This is a genomic window from Acidiferrimicrobium sp. IK (assembly GCF_025499425.1).
Taxonomy (GTDB): domain Bacteria; phylum Actinomycetota; class Acidimicrobiia; order Acidimicrobiales; family Palsa-688; genus Acidiferrimicrobium.
In genome coordinates this window covers 78297-96516 of record NZ_JAIMCB010000013.1, presented here as the reverse complement: position 1 = coordinate 96516, position 18220 = coordinate 78297, and the positions used below count along the sequence as shown (strand labels likewise).

General features: G+C 72.0%; 13 protein-coding genes. 6 read left to right on the top strand and 7 right to left on the bottom strand.

The genetic code is table 11. The annotated features are described in order from the left end of the window. The first annotated feature begins 2 nt into the window (after positions 1 to 2). From K6U06_RS19255 to K6U06_RS19240, 4 genes are read left to right on the top strand one after another with little or no spacing between them, the layout of a single operon-like run. The gene (locus tag K6U06_RS19255) at positions 3 to 950 is read left to right on the top strand and encodes an FAD:protein FMN transferase (RefSeq protein WP_262323594.1); all 948 of its coding nucleotides are present in this window, start codon (positions 3 to 5) and stop codon (positions 948 to 950) included. Continuing rightward, positions 944 to 1681 carry a ferric reductase-like transmembrane domain-containing protein gene (locus K6U06_RS19250; RefSeq protein ID WP_262323593.1) on the top strand — a complete coding sequence of 246 codons (738 nt, stop codon included), beginning with the start codon at positions 944 to 946 and terminating at the stop codon, positions 1679 to 1681. Before K6U06_RS19255 ends, K6U06_RS19250 begins: the two co-directional genes overlap by 7 nt. Further along, entirely contained in the window at positions 1678 to 2994 is a 1317-nt protein-coding gene (locus K6U06_RS19245; RefSeq protein WP_262323592.1) for an NADH-ubiquinone oxidoreductase-F iron-sulfur binding region domain-containing protein, read from the top strand. The genes K6U06_RS19250 and K6U06_RS19245 overlap by 4 nt, the downstream gene beginning before the upstream one ends. Continuing rightward, positions 2991 to 3275 carry a ferredoxin gene (locus K6U06_RS19240; protein ID WP_262323591.1) on the top strand — a complete coding sequence of 95 codons (285 nt, stop codon included), beginning with the start codon at positions 2991 to 2993 and terminating at the stop codon, positions 3273 to 3275. The genes K6U06_RS19245 and K6U06_RS19240 overlap by 4 nt, the downstream gene beginning before the upstream one ends. Here K6U06_RS19240 and mnmA read toward each other — a convergent pair. Then, on the bottom strand, positions 3233 to 4285 hold the full coding sequence (mnmA, locus tag K6U06_RS19235) for a tRNA 2-thiouridine(34) synthase MnmA (RefSeq protein ID WP_262323590.1): 1053 nt from the start codon (positions 4283 to 4285) through the stop codon (positions 3233 to 3235). The two genes, K6U06_RS19240 and mnmA, sit on opposite strands and share 43 nt — an antisense overlap. 1 nt (position 4286) lies before the next feature. Next, positions 4287 to 5465 (bottom strand): cysteine desulfurase family protein, encoded by a 1179-nt coding sequence (locus K6U06_RS19230; RefSeq protein WP_262323589.1) that lies wholly within the window; start codon positions 5463 to 5465, stop codon positions 4287 to 4289. 178 nt (positions 5466 to 5643) lie between these two features. Here K6U06_RS19230 and K6U06_RS19225 point away from each other — a divergent pair, with 178 nt between their 5' ends. Further along, the gene (locus tag K6U06_RS19225) at positions 5644 to 6630 is read left to right on the top strand and encodes an HIT domain-containing protein (RefSeq protein WP_262323588.1); all 987 of its coding nucleotides are present in this window, start codon (positions 5644 to 5646) and stop codon (positions 6628 to 6630) included. 40 nt (positions 6631 to 6670) lie between these two features. On the opposite strand, the gene K6U06_RS19220 is transcribed toward K6U06_RS19225, so the two are convergent. The 5 genes from K6U06_RS19220 to K6U06_RS19200 form a co-directional block, all read right to left on the bottom strand. Further along, positions 6671 to 7963, bottom strand: a complete 1293-nt coding sequence (locus K6U06_RS19220) for an Ig-like domain-containing protein (RefSeq protein ID WP_262323587.1) — start codon at positions 7961 to 7963, stop codon at positions 6671 to 6673. A 58-nt stretch (positions 7964 to 8021) separates the two neighbouring features. Next, the gene (gene glgB, locus K6U06_RS19215) at positions 8022 to 10328 is read right to left on the bottom strand and encodes a 1,4-alpha-glucan branching protein GlgB (protein WP_262323586.1); all 2307 of its coding nucleotides are present in this window, start codon (positions 10326 to 10328) and stop codon (positions 8022 to 8024) included. A gap of 80 nt (positions 10329 to 10408) precedes the next feature. After that, positions 10409 to 11860, bottom strand: coding sequence for a phosphotransferase (locus K6U06_RS19210; protein WP_262323585.1), 1452 nt, complete (start codon positions 11858 to 11860; stop codon positions 10409 to 10411). Continuing rightward, positions 11857 to 13557 carry a maltose alpha-D-glucosyltransferase gene (treS, locus tag K6U06_RS19205; protein WP_262323584.1) on the bottom strand — a complete coding sequence of 567 codons (1701 nt, stop codon included), beginning with the start codon at positions 13555 to 13557 and terminating at the stop codon, positions 11857 to 11859. The genes K6U06_RS19210 and treS overlap by 4 nt, the downstream gene beginning before the upstream one ends. 7 nt (positions 13558 to 13564) lie before the next feature. Then, the gene (locus tag K6U06_RS19200) at positions 13565 to 15541 is read right to left on the bottom strand and encodes an alpha-1,4-glucan--maltose-1-phosphate maltosyltransferase (protein WP_262323583.1); all 1977 of its coding nucleotides are present in this window, start codon (positions 15539 to 15541) and stop codon (positions 13565 to 13567) included. A gap of 123 nt (positions 15542 to 15664) precedes the next feature. Here K6U06_RS19200 and glgP point away from each other — a divergent pair, with 123 nt between their 5' ends. Beyond that, complete coding sequence (gene glgP, locus K6U06_RS19195) at positions 15665 to 18199, top strand: alpha-glucan family phosphorylase (RefSeq protein WP_262323582.1); 2535 nt, start codon at positions 15665 to 15667, stop codon at positions 18197 to 18199. The last annotated feature ends 21 nt before the right edge of the window (positions 18200 to 18220 follow it).

The following is an 18220-nucleotide window of genomic DNA, read 5'->3' as shown; positions in this document are numbered from 1 at the left end:
CGATGAGGCCCGCCCTCTTGGCCGTCGCTCGCTACGAGTGCCAGGCCATCGGCACCGGATGCGTGCTCGCCGTCGCCGGCGAAGACCCGATCCGGCCCGAGCTGACCGTCATCTTGCACCGGGAGCTGGAGCGCGTCGACCTCCTGGCGTCGCGGTTTCGCGACGACTCTGAACTGACCGCCCTCAACCGGTCACCGCAGCCCACGGTGGCGGTCAGCGCCGGGCTCTTCGATCTGATCGCCGCGGCCCTCTGGGCCGCGGAAGCTACTCACGGCGCCGCCGACCCCACCGTCGGCCGGGCGGTGGTGGCGGCCGGCTACGACCGGGACTTCGCTTCGGTACCCGCCGTCCGGCCGGGGAGGATCTCGCCGGTCGCTTCCCCGGGCTGGGCTTCGCTGCGCTTGGACCCCGACGCCCTCACCGTCACCCGCCCGCCCGGGACGGCCGTCGACCTGGGCGCCACGGCCAAGGCGGTCACCGCCGACCGCTGCGCCCGAGCCGTCGCCGACGCGTCCGGCCTGCCGACGCTGGTGTCGCTCGGCGGCGACATCTCGGTGGCCGGGCCGGTCCCCGACGAAGGTTGGAGCGTCGGCATAGCCGAACAGTGGTGGGCTGACGCCCCCGACCGCATCGCGCTGCGTACCGGCGGGGTCGCCACCTCGAGCACCACCGCCAGGCAATGGCGGATCGGCGACCGCGACGCCCACCACATCATCGACCCGGCGACGGGACGCCCGGCCGACGGTCCGTGGCGCTCCGCGACCGTCGTCGCCGCGGACTGCCTCCAGGCCAACGCGGCGTCCACGGCCGCCATCGTGAAGGGGAGCGGAGCCCTGACCTGGCTGGAAAGCCTCGACGTGCCGGCCCGCCTGGTCGGCCACGACGGGCAGGTCGCGGTCACCGACGCGTGGCCCCGAGCCGACGCCCCCCGGCAGGCGACGCCGTGCTGAGCGCGGTGGCGGCCACGACGCCGGTCAGCCCCATGTGGGCGGCGACCCGGGCGACGGGCATCGTGGCGCTGGTCCTGCTCACCGGCACCCTGGTGCTCGGCATCACCGCCGCGGCGGGCCTGACGACGACGAGATGGCCGCGTTTTGTGTCCCAGGACCTGCACCGCAACCTGTCGCTGCTGTGCGTCGCGCTGATCGCGGTCCACGTGTTGACCACCATCTGGGACGGATACGTCCCGGTCGGGCTGATCGACGCGGTCGTCCCGTTCCACTCCCCATACCGGACCGTGTACGTCGGTCTCGGCGCGGTGGCCTTCGACCTGTTCCTCGCGCTGCTCGTCACCAGCGGGCTGCGGCACCGGATCGGGTTCGCGGCGTGGCGAGGGGTGCACTGGATGGCGTACCTGTGCTGGCCGATCGCGATGGTCCACTCGCTCGGCACCGGCACCGACGCCCGCAACCATCTGGTCACTTTCATCGACGTGGTCTGCGGGGCCGCGGTGTTGGCGGCGTCGCTGGCGTGGGTGGTCCGCCGGCGCGACCTGCAACCGAACGTCCGCGCCGCGGGAGCCGTCGGCGCCATCCTCGCGGTCCTGGCCATCGTCGTGTTCGCCGCCGCCGGCCCGCTGCGCGCCGGGTGGGCCCGCCGGGCCGCTCCAGCGGCGCCGTCCACCGTCGCGGCGCTGGCCGCCGCGACCCCGACGGCTGTCACCCCGGCGGCCGGCCGATGAGCGCCGTGCTGCCCCGGCTGCTGCGGGGTCTCGGTCCCGACGGGGCGAGCATCGACCTCGCGGGCCACCTGGACCTGTGGGGGGCGCTGCCCGCGGCGGACCCCGGACGGCTCATCGACGCGGTCGGCGACGCCGGCCTGAGAGGCCACGGCGGCGCCTGGTTCCCGGCAGCGACCAAGTGGCGGGCGGTCGCCGGCGCCGGCCGGCGGGCGGTGGTCGTGGCCAACGGGGCGGAGGGCGAGCCGGTCAGCGCCAAGGACGCCCTGCTCCTCGAACGACTCCCCCACCTGGTCCTGGACGGGGCGGTGGCCGCGGCCGAAGCGGTCGGCGCCGGCCGAGTCATCGCCTTCGTCCCGTCCCGGCGCCGGGCCAGGCTGCGGGAGGCCATCGAGGCCCGGCGCCGAGCGCGTATCGACGGGATGCCCATCGAGTTGGCGATCGCCCCCGACCGGTTCATCTCCGGCCAGGAGACCGCGGCGGTCAGCTTCTTGAACGGCCGGGGCGGCCTGCCGACCTCCGCCCGTCTAGAGCCGGTCTGGCGCCGCGGCGTGGACGGCGCCCCGACGCTGCTGCACAACGTCGAGACGCTGGCCCACGTAGCGCTCATCGCCCGGTTCGGCCCCGACTGGTACCGCCAGGCCGGCCGTCCCGACGCCCCCGGGACCGTGCTGCTAACCGTTACCGGCACCGACGGGCGCCCGACGGTGGTCGAGACCCAGAAGGGGGTTGCGCTCGGCGCTGCGGTCGGGAGCATCGACCGGCGGCGCTGCCGGGGTGTGCTGCTCGGCGGTTACGGAGGGACCTGGCTCGATCCCGACTCCGCCAACACCCTCCCCGTGAGCGAGGAGGCGGCCAGAGCGGCTGGCGCCACCCTCGGGGCGGGCATCGTCGCCCTGCTCCCCCACGACCGCTGCCCGCTGGCCGAGACCGCTCGCCTGGTCCGCTACCTCGACGGGGAGAAAGCCGACCAGTGCGGCCCGTGCGTGCGTGGCCTGACCGGGTTGGCCTACGAGCTCGAGGCGCTGGCGTTCGGTCCGCGGGTGGTCGGTGACGCCGGGCGGCGCATCGAGCAGCTGTGCGACCTGGTCGAAGGCCGCGGCGCCTGCCGCCATCCCGACGGGGCGGCCCGCCTGGTGCGAAGCGCGCTTCGGGTTTTCGCCGACGAGGTCCGCCAGCACCAAGAGCGCGGCCCCTGCCCCGAGGCGGGCGCCGCGGCGTGGCTGCCCACCGGCGACGACGGCCGGCGGCGGCCTTCGCCCCGGCCGGGCCCGCCGCGGCCGGCCGGCATGGCGAGCGCGTCGAGGTTCCGGTGACCCGCCTGGCGCCCCAGGTGATCGTCGTGGACCCCGTCGCCTGCGACGGCCACGGCGTGTGCGCGGAGCTGCTGCCGGAGATGATCAGCCTGGACCCGTGGGGGTACCCGATCATCAGCGGCGACCCGGTCCCCCCCGGCTTGCTGCGCGAGGCTGAGCGGGCGGTGGCGTCGTGCCCCCGCCTGGCGTTGCACCTCCTCCCGGCGCCGGAGGTCCCGCCGGTGAAGCCGGCCCGCCGTCAGGTCGCGATGCCGCCCCCGAGGACCCGGTCCCGGTCGTAGAGGACCACGCTCTGCCCGGGGGCCACCAGCCGGACCGGGGCGCTCATGGCCAGCGTCGCCACCCCGTCCCACACCGCGCCTACCGGCGCGCCGTGCGCGCTGCTTTGCACCTCGACGGGTGATCCCGGCGCGGGTCGCGCCCCGCACCACGTGACGCCGGTGACCTCCACGGTGCTGGTCATCAGGTCCTCGAGGGAGCCGACTGTCACCGTGGCGGCGGCGACGTCCACGCCCAGCGCGTACCGCCGGTCGGCGCGCGTCGGCGGCCCGGTCGTGTGGCCCAGACCTCGGCGCTGCCCGACCGTGACCAGCTCCACCGCCGGTACCGTCCCGACCGGGTGACCTTCCCCGTCGACGACCCGGCCCGGCCGGAGCGGGATGCGAGCGCCGAGGAACGCCTCCCTGCCTCCGGAACGGGAGATGAAGCACACGTCCTGGCTGTCGGGCTTGGCCGCGGTGCGCAGCCCGAGCTCGCCGGCGCGGGCCCGGACCTCCGCCTTTGGGAGGTGCCCCACCGGCAGGAGGACCCGGGACAGCTCCCGCTGGCCGAGCATGTGCAGGACGTAGGACTGGTCCTTGGCCGGGTCGGCGCCGCGTCGCAGGACCCAGCCGTCGCCGTCGGGGGCTGACCGTTCGATCTTGGCGTAGTGACCGGTGGCCACCGCGTCGAAGCCCATCTGCTCCGCGCGGCGCAGCAGACGGTCGAACTTGAGGTGACGGTTGCAGGCGACGCACGGGTTGGGGGTCCGCCCTGCGGCGTGCGCCGCGACGTAGGGGTCGACCACGTCACGGTCGAATTCGGCGCTGAAGTTGGCGACGTGGTGGGAGATGCCGAGCTGCTGGGCCACGCGGGCGGCGTCGTCGACATCAGCGACCGAGCAGCACCCGGAGTCGGACGGGCCGCCCCACAGCTTCATGGTCACCCCCGTCACCTTGTGGCCGGCTTCGATGAGCAGCGCGGCGGCCACCGACGAGTCGACGCCGCCGGACATCGCGACCAGGACCCGCATGTCAGCGCCCTGCCCGCAGCCGGGCCACTGCCGGCGGGACGACCCGCAGCGCGGCGTCGATGTCCGCGGCGGTGGTGGTCCACCCGAGGGAGAAGCGGATGCTGCTGGCGGCGTCCGCCGGGACGAGGCCCATGGCCAGCAGCACGTGGCTCGGTTCGAGGGCGCCGCTGGCGCACGCGGAGCCCGCCGACGCGCACACCCCTTCCTCGTCGAGGAGGACCAAAAGCGCCTCGGACTCGACGCCGGGGAAGCGGAGATGGCAGTTGCCGGCCACCTTCGCGGCCCGGCGGCCGGTCTCCCGGGCGTCGCTGATCTCGGCGATAAGCCCGTCGGCCAGGCGGTCGCGATGCGCGGCGACGCGGGCGGTCTCCTCGACGCGCGACGCGTCCGCGGCGACCAGCGCGGCGGCCATGCCTGCGATCCCGGCCACGTTGTGGGTCCCCGATCTCCGTTCGCGCTCCTGGCCGCCCCCGAAGACGATCGGGGCTACCTCGGCGCCGCCTCGGACCGCGAGGGCCCCGACGCCTTGCGGGCCGCCGAACTTGTGGGCGCTGATGCTGATCAGGTCGGCGTCGGCGGCCGCGGTCCGCAGGTCAAGCCACGCCGCGGCCTGCACCGCGTCGGTGTGCAGCACCGCGTGCGGCGCCCGGCGGCGGACCAGCGCGGCCACCCGGTCGAGTGGTTGGACGGTGCCGATCTCGTTGTTCACGAGCATCACCGACACGACCCGCACGTCGTCGTCGAGCACCGCGGCCAGCCGTTCCATGTCCACCATGCCGTCCCCGTCGAGCCCGACGGTGCGCACGTCGGTGGCGAACCCCTTGGCCGCGTGGAGGACCGCGTGGTGCTCGGCGCCGGTGGTCACCACCGCGCCGGGCCGGGCCCGCAGCGCGCCCCCGACCGCCAGGTTGTCGGCCTCGGTGCCGCCGCTTGTGAACACGATGCCCGCCGGCGCGACGCCGAGCAGACCGGCGACGGTGTCGCGGGCGTCGTCGACCGCCGTCCGGGCGGCGCGGGCGACGGGATGGGATCCCGACGGGTTCCCGAAGCGCCCGGTCAGCCAAGGGAGCATGGCGTCCCTGGCCTCGGGCCGGACCGGCGTGGTGGCGGCGTGATCCAGGTACACGACCCTCGCCGGCGCGTCGCGGGGAGCCAGGGCCTGGGCGCCGGAGGCGGACATGACGCCAGGCTACCGGCGCCTCCGCGAGGTCGGTCCCGCGGCGCCAAAGCGGCCCGCGACGCGCCCGGCGACTCGGTGCGCGCCGCGCCGCCCGGCGGAGCGCTACCGTCGGTCTGTGCCCTCGTGTCACCGGTCGTCCCGGTAACCCCCCGATGAGCCAGCCCCCGCGAGCCGAACAGTGAGCCAACTCCGCCTCGATCCCCTTACCGGCCGGTGGGTGATCATCGCCGGCGAGAGGGCCGAACGGCCCTCGGCGTTCGTCAGCCGGCGCCTGCCGGTGGAGGGCGACCCCGGGCGGGCCTGCCCGTTCTGTCCGGGCCACGAGGACATCGGCCCTCCGGCGCTAGAGAGCTACGGGCCTGGCGGCGCTTGGCAGGTGCGGGTGGTGCCCAATCGTTACCCGGCCTTCAGCGGGGCGGAGCCGATGGTGGTGACCCACCTGGGGCCGATCTTCACGCAGGCGCCCGCCAGCGGGATCCACGAGGTGTTCGTCCTCACCCCCGACCACGACTCCAGCTGGGCCGATCTATCCGACGCCCACGCCGCTTTGGTCATGGCCGCGCTGCGCGACCGGATGGCCGAGCACGCCGCCATCCCCGGCCTGCGCTACAGCCAGGCCGTGGTCAACTCCGGTCGCGAGGCCGGCGCGTCGCTCAGCCACCCGCACGGGCAGCTGATGTCGATGCCGTTCGTGCCCGGCGAGACCGCCAGCGAGATGGCCGGTTTCGCTCGTTTCCAGGGCAACTGCCTGCTGTGCGCGGCCATCGACGCCGAGGAGGAAGCCGAACACCGGATCATCCACGCCGACGACCGGGTGGTGGCGTTGACCCCGTTTTGGAGCGGCACCCCTTACGAGATGCTGCTGATCCCCCGCCAGCACGGCCCGCACCTGTACCGGGCGTCCGACGACGACCTGGCCGCGGTCGGCCGGTCGGTGAAGCTGGCGCTGTCAGTGCTGCGAGCCAACTTGGGCGACGCGGCCTACAACATCATGTTCCACTCGGCGCCCTACCGGGTGAGCGGTGACTACCACTGGCACGTCCACGTCGTGCCCAAGGTCACGACCCGAGGCGGCTTCGAGCTGGGGTCGGGGGTGCTCATCAACGTGGTCCCCCCCGAGCAGGCCGCCGACGAGCTGCGAGCCTGGGTGGCCGCCCCGGCGTGACGCCCCGGGGCTGACCCGCTTCGGCGCTGTCGGGGAGCGCTCAGAGCTGGGCGACGGTGGCGGGGGTGAACTGGCTCCACGCGGTGTCCCAGTCCATCACGCCGTGATCCCCGTAGACCGGAGGGCGGGGGCCGCCGACGACCTGGATGATGTCGCCGATCTGGCTGAAGGCCATAAAAGCGGCCGCGTTGGCCGGCGCCAAGTTGATGCACCCGTGGGACACGTTGGTGTTTCCCTGGGCGTTCACCGACCACGGCGCAGCGTGGACGTACTCCCCGCTGTCGGAGATGTGCACGTCGCTGTAGACCATCTCGTCGTAGCCGGCCGGCGAGTTGACGGGGATCCCCACCGTCGACGACACCATGTGGACCACGCTCTCCTTGTCCATGGCGATGTGGATGCCGTTCATGGTCGGGTACACCGTGGAGCCGGCGCTGATCGGGTAGGTGGCGACCACGTTGCCGTTGTCGCTCACCGTCATGACGTGGGTGTCGAGGTGGGCGACGGAGATGTGGGCGTCGCCGATCGAGAACTTGACGTTTACGTGGCCGGCCCCCCATCGCCCGGCGCCGGCGTCCCAGCCGTTGAGGTCGCTGGTCACCGAGATCTTCTCGCCGGTCGGCCAGTACGCCTCGGGCCGGAAGTGCAGCTCGTATTCGCTGAACCAGTGCCATCCACCGGGCACCGGCTGCGATTCGGCGACGGTCAGATGCAACAGCACCGACGCCTGCTCGGCCGCGGTGGAGATGGGGTGGTTGAACCGCACGACCACCGGCTGGCCGACGCCGACGACGTCGCCGTCGAGGGGAAAGAGGGTGTTGGTCACCGTCTCGGTCGGGGTGAGGGTGGTGAACGACGAGTGGAACGGGGCGGTGATCCCGTCGGTGCCGGCCACCTCGCCGGTGACGGTGTAGGTGGTGGCGACCGCCAGCGGCGCGCTGCTAGTCCACTGCTGAGAGCCTGCAGCCATCGTCCCGGCGACGGCGGCGCCCGCGGCGCTCGACACGATGACGTTGGAGAGCTGACCCTCGGTGGTGGTGACAGTCACCGGGCTGCTCGGGACGACGGCGGTCGCGCCCGCGGCGGGGCTGACGGTGACCGCAGAGGCCAGCTTGGCCGCCAGCTGGGCGCGGGCTTGCTCCTCGCTGGCCTGGCGTTGGGCGGCGTCGGTGGTGGTGGTCTTGGGCGCCGACGCGCTCGGGGGTGGCGAGCCGCCGGAGTTGGTGATCACCAACACCAGCGCCCCGACCACGATGACGGCCAGGGCCGCTACCCCGCCGACCAGCCAAGGCGACGCTCCCCGCCGTGCTGCGTGCTGCTTGTGCTGAGCCACCAAGAGCGAAGGTTAGGCGACGCTACGCATCAAACACTGGTCGGGGTCGGGCAAACGGTCACTCCGCGTCCGGCGTCAACCAGAGCACCGCGAGGGGCGGCAGCACGAACGCCGCCGACGCCGGCTGGCCGTGCCACGCCCGGTCCTCGGCGTGCACCCAGCCGCCGTTGCCGAGGCCGCTGCCTCCCCATTCGGCGGCGTCGGTGTTGAGGATCTCCTGCCATCGCCCCGCCCTCGGCAACCCGATCCGGTACGCCTCCTGAGGCACTGGGGTGAGGTTGGCGACGCATACCACGACGTCGTCGGCCGGGGCGGGAGGCGCCGGCCACGCCGGCGGAGCGCCGGTGCCGTCGGAGGCCGGCGGCCGGCGGCGCATGAACGAGAGGACCGAGCGCTCGACGTCGCTGGCGTCGATCCAGGCGAAGCCGTCGGCGGTGAAGTCGGCTTCCCACATGGCCGGGTAGGCCCGGTAGAGGGCGTTTAGGTCGCCGACCATCGCCTTGAGGCCGCGGTGCTCGGGACGTTCGAGCAGCCACCAGTCCAGGTCCCGGTCGTGGTTCCACTCCCGTTCCTGGCCCAGCTCCGCTCCCATGAACAGCATCTGCTTGCCCGGGTGGGCCCACATCCAGGCGTACAACGCCCGCAGGTTGGCGAGCTGCTGCCAGCGGTCGCCGGGCATCTTGGCGAGCAGCGACCCCTTGCCGTGGACGACCTCGTCGTGAGACAGGGGCAGCACGAAGTTCTCGGTCCACGCGTACACCAGCCCGAAGGTCAGCTCGTTGTGGTGGTAGCGCCGGAACAGGGGGTCCTGCGAGAAGTACTCGAGGGTGTCGTGCATCCAGCCCATGTTCCACTTGAAGCCGAAGCCCAGGCCGCCGAGATAGGTGGGACGCGAGACCGAAGGCCACGCCGTCGACTCCTCGGCGATCATCGTCGCGCCCGGGTAGGTGCCGAACACCGCCTCGTTGGCCTCGCGGAGGAAGGCCACCGCTTCGAGGTTCTCCCGTCCGCCGAACTCGTTGGGGACCCACTCCCCGGCTTTGCGGGAGTAGTCGAGGTAGAGCATCGAAGCCACCGCGTCGACGCGCAGTGCGTCGATGTGGAACTCCTCGATCCAGTACAAGGCGTTGGCTACGAGGAAGTTGCGGACCTCGTTGCGCCCGAAGTTAAACACGAGGGTGCCCCAGTCGGGCTGGGACCCCTTGCGGGGGTCGGCGTGCTCGTAGAGGGCGGTCCCGTCGAAGCGAGCCAACGCGAACTCGTCCCTCGGGAAGTGCGCCGGGACCCAGTCGACGATCACGCCGATCCCCGCTTGGTGCAGGGCGTCGACCAGCGCCCGGAAGTCGTCGGGGGAGCCGTAGCGCGACGTCGGGGCGTAGTACGCCGACACTTGGTATCCCCATGATCCCGAGAACGGGTGCTCGGCGACCGGCATCAGCTCCACGTGGGTGAACCCGAGCTCGGCCACGTAGGCCGGTAGCTGCTCGGCCAGCTCCAGGTAGGTGAGCGGCCGGCCGCCGCCGGCCCCGTCGGAGGTGTGCAGCCACGAGCCGAGGTGCAGCTCGTAGACCGACATCGGCCGGCCGAGCAGGTCGGTGCGGGCCCGCTGGTCGATCCACGAGTCGTCGCGCCACTCGTGGCGGGCGGGATGGGCGACGATGCTGGCGGTGGCCGGCGGCACCTCGGTGGCCCTCGCCATCGGGTCGGCCTTGAGCACCGTGCGCCCGTCGGCGCCGATGACCTCGTACTTGTAGCGGCTCCCGGCGGCCACGCCGGGGATGAACAGCTCCCACACCCCAGACGAACCGAGGGAACGCATCGGGTGCACCCGGCCGTCCCAGAAGTTCCAGTCGCCCACCACCCGCACGGCTTGGGCGTTGGGGGCCCACACCGCGAATGACACGCCGGCCATGCCGTCGTGGACGCGGGGGTGCGCGCCGAGCACCTCCCACAACCGCCGGTGGCGACCTTCGCCGAAGAGGTGAAGGTCGAGGTCGCCGAGCGTCGGCCACGAACGGTACGGGTCGTCGAAGGCGAAAGTGGAGCTGGCCTGCTCGGTGCCGTAGTCGGCCTCGAGGCGGTACTGCTCGGCGCGGTCGTCGAGTCGGCCTTCGAAGACACCCGCCGGGTGGATCCTCGTCATCGGTACCGCCTCCCCGCCGCCGGCGACCAGGCGCATCGCCGTGGCCTCCGGCCGGTAGGCCCGCACCACTCCGCCGTGACGGCCGAGGATCCGGTGCGGGTCGGTGTGGCGGCCGGCGACCACCTGCTCCAGCTCCGCGGGGTCGATGCCGTCGGCGGCCACCGGGCCCGGGCGGGCATCGGTGGCGGTGGTCGGGCTTGAGCCTGCGCTGGACGTCGCCATGGGCGTGTCCTACCCCCGAAGGATGGTGGGCAGTCGCCGCCGGGCGCGACCAGCGGTTCGCCGGCCGGCACCGCAGGCGCTCAGCTCGACAGCCGTCCCACGATCCGGGCCACCGCGTCGGTCGGGATGTCCACCCAGTCAGGCCGGTAGGCCCGCTCGTAGTCGACCTCGTAGAGGGCTTTGTCCAGCTCGTAGGCGGCGGCCACGGCGTCGATGACCTCCCCGTCGGGGAGCACCCCGTCGATGTCGGGGGTGGAGTGGTAGCCGAGGAGGAACGCCTCCCGGTTGTGCACCTCCCACGCGTCGGCCCGGACCTGGAGCCGGTCCAACTCGCTGTCGGTGCGTTCCCGGAGGACGAAACGGGCCGCGTACTGCAACGACCTGACCATGCCGGTCACGTCCTTGAGCGGCGACGACGCCCGCTGGCGGTCGTCGAGCGCCCGGGCCGGCTCGCCCTCGAAGTCGAGCACGTACCACCCGGTATCGGTTCGCATCACCTGCCCCAGGTGGTAGTCGCCGTGCACCCGGATCGCCGGTCCCGGGTCGCGCACCGCCCGCAGGCGGGCGAGGACCGCCCCGGCGCGCTCCGCCAGCGCCGGCGCCCCGGCGTCGAGCACCGGCGCCAGGCGACGCTCGACGTCGTCGAGCAGCCGGGCCCAGCCGTCCGCGGCCAGCGTCGAGTGGTCCACCCCGTAGATGTCGGCCAGCGAGAGGTGCATCCGGGCCGTGACCCGCCCCAACCGCCCGGCTTCGCTGGCGAAGTCGCCGCCGCTCTCGGCGGGGTCGTCGACCACGGCGCTGTAGAAGTCCCGCAGCGAGGTCAGCGCCAGCGCCCACCCCTCGGATGCGCCGGCCAGGAACTCCTGGGCGAACATCAAGTCGACGGGCGCGTCGGAAGATCCGACACTGCCCCGCCACGCCGCTACTGGGTGGGCGACGTGCTCGAAGCCGTTGGAGGCCAAGGCGACGGTGACCTCGACGTCGGGGTTGGGCCCGTCCATCAGGCGCCGGAACACTTTGAGGATGATCCGGTCGTCGTAGACCAGCGAGGTGTTGGACTGCTCGGCGGTGATCGGCCGGACCCGCTCGGCGGTGTGCGCCCCGTCGCTGATCATGGCCAGCAGACCGAGGCTCAGCTCCGGGTCGAGGGCGGCGTCGTAGAAGTACGAGCCGTCGTCGGAGCCGAGCACGGAGCCTTCCCGCCCGGAGAGGAACTCTGCCGGCTCGCCGTCGGGGCGCTGCCCGATGAGAAGCTGGTAGCGGACCCCTTCGGCCTCGACCACCGCCCACCAGAGGCTGGCTTGGGCGACGTCGGAGGGCAGCAGGCGGGAGTCGACCACGTCGAGTGACCCCGGCTCGCCGCTGCCGGCGAACCACCGCTGCCGGCCGAGGTAGGGCCCGACCAGCCGGCGCAGGCCGGCGGGGAGCGGGGTGGTGCCGGCCAGGGCCGTCGCTGCTTTGTCCCCGAGCAGCCCGCTGTCGGGGGTCCGGTCGTCGGGGAGGCGGTCGTCGGGGAGGCGGTTGTCGCTCATTGGTCGCTCAGCTCGAACCAGTAGAAGCTGTAGGGCGCGAGGGTCACGAAGTACGGCAGCTCCCCGATGCGGGGGAAGCTGACCCGGCCGAGCAGCTCGATGGGGACCTTGCCTTCCCAGCGTTGCAGCGGCAGCTCGGCGGGCTGCGCGAAACGCGACAGGTTGCACACGCAAAGCACGGTGTCGGTCGACTGCTGCTGGCCCTGCGCGTCGAGCGCGTCCTCCTCGGTGGAGGTCGGAGCCAGCGCCCGGACGTAGGCCAGCACCGACGGGTTCTCGGTGGAGACCACCTCGAAGGTCCCGGTCCCGAATACGGGGTGCTGGCGGCGGACCTCGAGCATCCGTTTCATCCAGTGCAGCTGCGAGGAGGGGTTCCGCATCTGCGCCTCGACGTTGACCGACTGGTAGCCGTACACCGGGTCCATGAGCGGTGGCAGGTACAGCTGGGCGAAGTCGGCCTTGGAAAAACCGGCGTTGCGGTCCGGGGACCACTGCATCGGCGTGCGGACGCCGTCTCGGTCACCGAGGTAGATGTTGTCGCCCATCCCGATCTCGTCGCCGTAGTAGAGGATCGGCGACCCCGGGAAGCTGAAGAGCATGGCGTGGAGCAGCTCGCCGACACGGCGGTCGTTGTCGACGAGGGGGGCCAGCCGGCGGCCGATCCCGATGTTGCGCTTCATGCGCGGGTCCTTCGCGTACTCCTCCCACATGTAGTCCCGCTCCTCGTCGGTGACCATCTCGAGGGTCAGCTCGTCGTGGTTGCGCAGGAAAATCCCCCACTGGGCGCCGTCGGGGATGTCGGGGGTGCGGGAGAGGATCTCGGTGATCGGGTGACGCTGCTCGCGCCGCACCGCCATGAACATGCGGGGCATGACCGGGAAGTGGAAGCACATGTTGCACTCGTCGCCGTTCTCGCCGAAATAGGCGACGACGTCTTCGGGCCATTGGTTGGCTTCGGCGAGGAGGACCCGACCCGGATACACCGAATCCACTTCTTTGCGGAGGCGCTTCAGGTACTCGTGGGTCTCGGGCAGGTTCTCGCCGTTGGTCCCGTCGCGCTCGAAGAGGTACGGCACGGCGTCGAGGCGGAACCCGTCGAGGCCGATGTCGAGCCAGTAGCGGCAGACGTCGAGCATGGCGTCGGCGACCTCGGGATTGTCGTAGTTGAGGTCGGGCTGGTGGGAGAAGAACCGGTGCCAGTAGTACTGGCCTCGCTGCTGGTCGAGGGTCCAGTTGGACTTCTCGGTGTCGACGAAGATGATCCGGGCTTCGGGGTAGCGGGTGTCGTCGTCGCCCCACACGTACCAGTCGGCTTTGGGGTTGGTGCGGTCCTGGCGCGACTCGAGGAACCACGGGTGCTGGTCGCTGGTGTGGTTCATGACCAGGTCGGCGATGATCCGGATGCCTCGGCGGTGGGCCTCCTCGATCAGCTCCACCGCGTCGCCCAGGTCGCCGTACTCGGGGAGGATCGTCCAGAAGTCGCTGATGTCGTAGCCGCCGTCGCGCAACGGCGACTGGTAGAAGGGCAGCAGCCACAGGCAGTCGACGCCGAGCCACTCGAGGTAGTCCAGCTTGGCGGTGATCCCCTTCAGGTCACCGGTACCGTCGTCGTTGCAGTCGAAAAAGCCCCGGACCAGAACCTCGTAGAAGACCGCCTTTTGGAACCACCGCGGGTCCGACTCACCAGTGATAGACACCGCTGTCCTATACCCCCGTGCCGGCGGCTGTCACCGCGGCGGGGGCGGCGGAGCCGGCGACGGGGTCGACGCGAAGATCGAGGATGTGGGCGACCCTGGTCGCCGGGTCGAGCCGGACGTAGGGCTCGGCGCCGGTCCAGAGGAACAGCTCGCCGGAGAGCTCGTCTCGTACGTAGAACGGGCGGTCGGTCGGCAGACCCAGGCGGTCCAAGTCGAGGTGCAAGGTGGTCTCCTGCGGGTTGTAGGGGTCGAGGGTCACCGCGCAGAGGACGACATCGGCACCGTCGTCGCTTACCTTCGCGTAGGCGAAGACATTCGGGTTGTCGCTCGGGATGAGGATGGTGCTGCGCAGCCGGGCCAGCGCCGGGTGCCGGCGGCGGATGGCGTTGACCGCACCCATGAGCGGCGCCAGCGTGCCCTCCCGGTCGAAGTCCCGTACCCGCAGCTGGTACTTCTCCGAGTCCAGGTACTCCTCGTTGACCGGGGACGCCGGTTGGTTCTCGTAGAGCTCGAAGCCGCTGTACACGCCGTAGGAGGGGGTCAGCGTGGCCGCCAGCACGTAGCGCAGGGCGAAGGCGCTGGGCGGCCCGTCGCGCAGCGGGCCGGCGAGGATGTCGGGGGTGTTGGGCCAAAAGCTCGGGCGCATGTAGTCGGCTTTCGGCCCGTGGGCCAGTTCTTCCATGTAGGCCCACAGGCCTTCCTCGCCGTCGCGCTCGGTGCGCCACGTGAAGTACGTGTAGCTCTGGCTGAACCCGACCTCCGCCAGCTTGGCCATCACGTGGGGCCGGGTGAACGCCTCGGCCAGGAACACGACGTCTGGGTGCTGCGCTTGCACCTCGGGGATCACCCACTCCCAGAACGCGATCGGCTTGGTGTGGGGGTTGTCGACCCGGAAGATCCGCACGCCGGCCTCGATCCAGTGCTCGAGCACGTCCTTGCACGCCGACCACAGCGCCGCCCGGTCGGCGTCGTCGGCCGGCCAGAAGTTGAGGGGGTAGATGTCCTGGTACTTCTTGGGGGGGTTCTCGGCGTAGGCGATGGACCCGTCGGGGCGCTGGTGGAACCATTCGGGGTGCTCACGGACCCAAGGATGATCGGGGCTGCACTGCAGGGCGTAGTCGAGGGCCACCTCCATGCCGTGCTCGGCGAGGACGGAGAGGAGGTGCGCAAAGTCGCCGGCGTCGCCCAGGTCCGGGTGGATCGCCAGATGCCCCCCGTCGGCCGAACCGATCGCCCACGGGGAGCCCGGATCGTCGGGACCGGCGTGAAGCGTGTTGTTGGGCCCCTTGCGGTGGCTGGTGCCGATCGGATGGATCGGCGGCAGGTACAGCACGTCGAAGCCCATTTCGGCCAGCGCCGGCACCCGTTCCGCGGCCCCTTTGAACCCGCCGTAGCTGCGGGGGAACAGCTCGTACCACGCCCCGACCAGGGCCCGCTCCCGGTCCACCCACAGCGGCTTGGGCGCCGCCGCGGTGAGGTCCGCGGCCACCCGCCGCGGGTCGGCGAGGGCGGCCGCCACGTCGGCGCCGAGCGCCGCTTCGAGACGCGCCGCGGGGGGCAGGCCGGGGTCGCTCAGGGCTCGCCGGGCCGCGTCGACGGCCGGTCCGGGCGCCGCCGCGTCGAGCAGGGCCAGGCCCTCGGCGATCTCGACGTCCACCTCCTGGCCGGCCTCCAGCTTGACCGTCGCCTTGTGGGCCCACGTAGCGTGCCGGTCGGTCCACGCCTCGACCACCACCGCGTGCCTCCCGAGCGCCGAGGGCACGACCGTCGCGGCCCACTCGTCGTTGCCGAGGGCCACGAGCGGTGCGACCACCTCGGGCTCCTTGCGGCCGGCGGAGTACAGCGACACCCGGGCGGCCAGCACGTCGTGGCCTTCCTTGAAGATCACCGCTCGCACCGGTACCGCCTCGCCGACCACCGCCTTGGCCGGGTAGCCGGCGGGCGTCGAAGGCCGGACATCGTCGATCACAACACGTCCCGTCACCCGCTCCACGCTACGAGCTTCTCTGCGGGTGGGCGAAGGGGCCGCCGTCGGGAGGCGGCCGTCACGTCGTGTTCACACACCCCCGCTGGCACCCGGACCGGATGTCCCGTAGCTTCCTTCCACATGAAGGCGCTGCGCAGCTTCACAGTCCGGGCCCGCCTCCCTGAGCCGCTGGCCCCCCTGCAGGAGCTGGCCGTCAACCTGCGCTGGTCGTGGGACGAGCGGACCAGGGACCTTTTCCGGTGGGTCGACCCGGAGATCTGGGAGCTGAGCTTCCACGACCCGGTCCGCCTCCTCAGCCTGGTCGGGCGCCGGCGCCTCGAGCAGTTGGCTGCCGACCCGGCGTTCATGGGGTTCCTCGGTGAGATGCACGACGACCTGCGCCGGTATCTGGAGGCGCCGCGCTGGTTTCAGAACCGCCCGGCCGGGCCGCTGTCGGCGGTGGCGTACTTCTCGCCGGAGTTCGGTATCGCCGAGGCCATCCCGCAGTACTCGGGCGGTCTGGGCGTCCTGGCCGGCGACCACCTGAAAGCCGCCAGCAGCCTGGGTGTCCCGCTCACCGGCATCGGTCTCATGTACCGCATGGGCTACTTCCGCCAGGCGCTCAACGCCGACGGCTGGCAGGAGGAGCGCTACCCGGTTCTCGACCCGCACAGCATGGCCCTGACCCTGGTGGACGACGCGAAGGTGTCGGTCGACCTGGGAGGGTCCGCACTGGAGGCTCAGGTCTGGTTGGCGCAGGTCGGGCGGGTGAAGCTGTACCTGCTCGACGCCGACGTCGACGCCAACACCGACGAGCTGCGAGGCGTCACCGACCGGTTGTACGGCGGCGGCACCGAGCACCGGATCCGTCAGGAGATCCTCCTCGGTATCGGCGGCGTGCGCGCCCTCGACGCGGTCGGCGCCGCCACCCAGGTGTTTCACACCAACGAGGGTCACGCCGGCTTCCTCGGTTTGGAGCGGATCCGCAAGCTGATCACCGAAGACGGTCTCAGCTGGGCGGAGTCGATCGAGGCGGTGCGGTCGGGGACCATCTTCACGACCCACACCCCGGTGCCGGCGGGCATCGACCGCTTCAGCCGGGAGCTCATGGAGCGCTACTTCACCGGGTGGGCCGAGCAGTGCGGGATCGACATCGACACCCTCATGCAGCTCGGGCACTTCCCGGGGGAGGCCCCCGACGCTCCGTTCAACATGGCGGTGATGGGGCTTCGCCTGGCCGGGATGTCCAACGGCGTGGCCCGCCTGCACGGCGACACCAGCCGCAGGATGTTCCAGTCGTTGTGGCCGCCGGTGCCGGTAGACGAGGTGCCGATCGGGTCGGTCACCAACGGCGTGCACGGCCGCACGTGGGTGTCCTCCGAGATGGGCGACCTGCTGTCGAAGTACGTCTCACCGGCCTGGGACGAGGCCGGCCCCGACGAGTGGTCCCGCATCGACGACGCCCGCGACGACGAGCTGTGGCGGGTCCGCGAGCAGGGCAGGGAGGCGCTGGTCACCTTCGTGCGGGACCGCCTGCACCAGTCGTTGCTGCAGCACGGCGTGCCGGCCTCAGACGCCATGTGGGCGGAGGACGTCCTCGATCCCCGCTTCCTAGTCGTCGGCTTCGCCCGCCGCTTCGCCGCCTACAAGCGGGCCACCCTGCTGTTGTCCCAGCCCGACCGCCTGAAGGCGCTGCTGCTCGACGAGTCCCGCCCCCTGCAGCTGGTCTTCGCCGGCAAGGCCCACCCGGCCGACGACGTCGGCAAGGAGATGATCAGCCGGATCCTGCAGTTCTCGCGAGACCCGGAGGTCCGCCACCGCATCACCTTCATCGAGGACTACGACATCTCCGTCGCCCGCATGCTGGTGCAAGGCAGCGACGTGTGGCTGAACACGCCCCGCCGGCCGCAGGAGGCCAGCGGGACTAGCGGCGAGAAGGCCGCGCTCAACGGCGCCCTCAACTGCTCGGTCCTCGACGGCTGGTGGGACGAAATGTACGACGGTGACAACGGGTGGGCCATCGCTTCGGCCGAGGCCATCGACGACTTGGACCAGCGCGATCAGGTAGAGGCCAACAGCCTCTTCGAGATTCTCGAGACGCAGGTGATCCCCGCCTTCTACGACCATGGCGGCGGCCGCTTCCCGCGGCAGTGGGTGGCGCGCATGCGGGCGTCGCTTCGCGGGCTGGGCCCCAAGGTCCTTGCCACCAGGATGGTGAAGGACTACGTGAGCGAGATGTACGAGCCCATCGCCGCCCGCAGCGTGGCGCTCGGCGCCGGGCAGCACCAGCGGGCGCGCGCCCTCGCGGTGTGGAAGCAGCGGGTGGCTTCGGCGTGGCCGGACGTGCGCATCGTCGCCGTCGACGGCGAGACGAGCGGCCAGGTGGACCTCGGCGAGGTCCGTTACGTGACCGCGGACGTCGACCTGGGCGCCCTCGAGGAGGGCGACGTCGCGCTGCAGCTCCTGCACGGGCCGGTGGTCGGCGGCGACGAGATGGCCAGCACCGAGGTGGTGCACATGACCCTGGAGCGTCCCGCGAAAGGCGCCGGCACCGCCCGTTACACCGGGTCGTTCACCTGCGACGCCGCCGGGCGCCACGGCTACACCGTCCGCGTGGTGCCCGCCCACCGCGACCTGGCTTTCGCGGCCGAGATGGGGTGCGTGGCCTGGGCCTGAACCGCCGCTAGCCTCACGCTT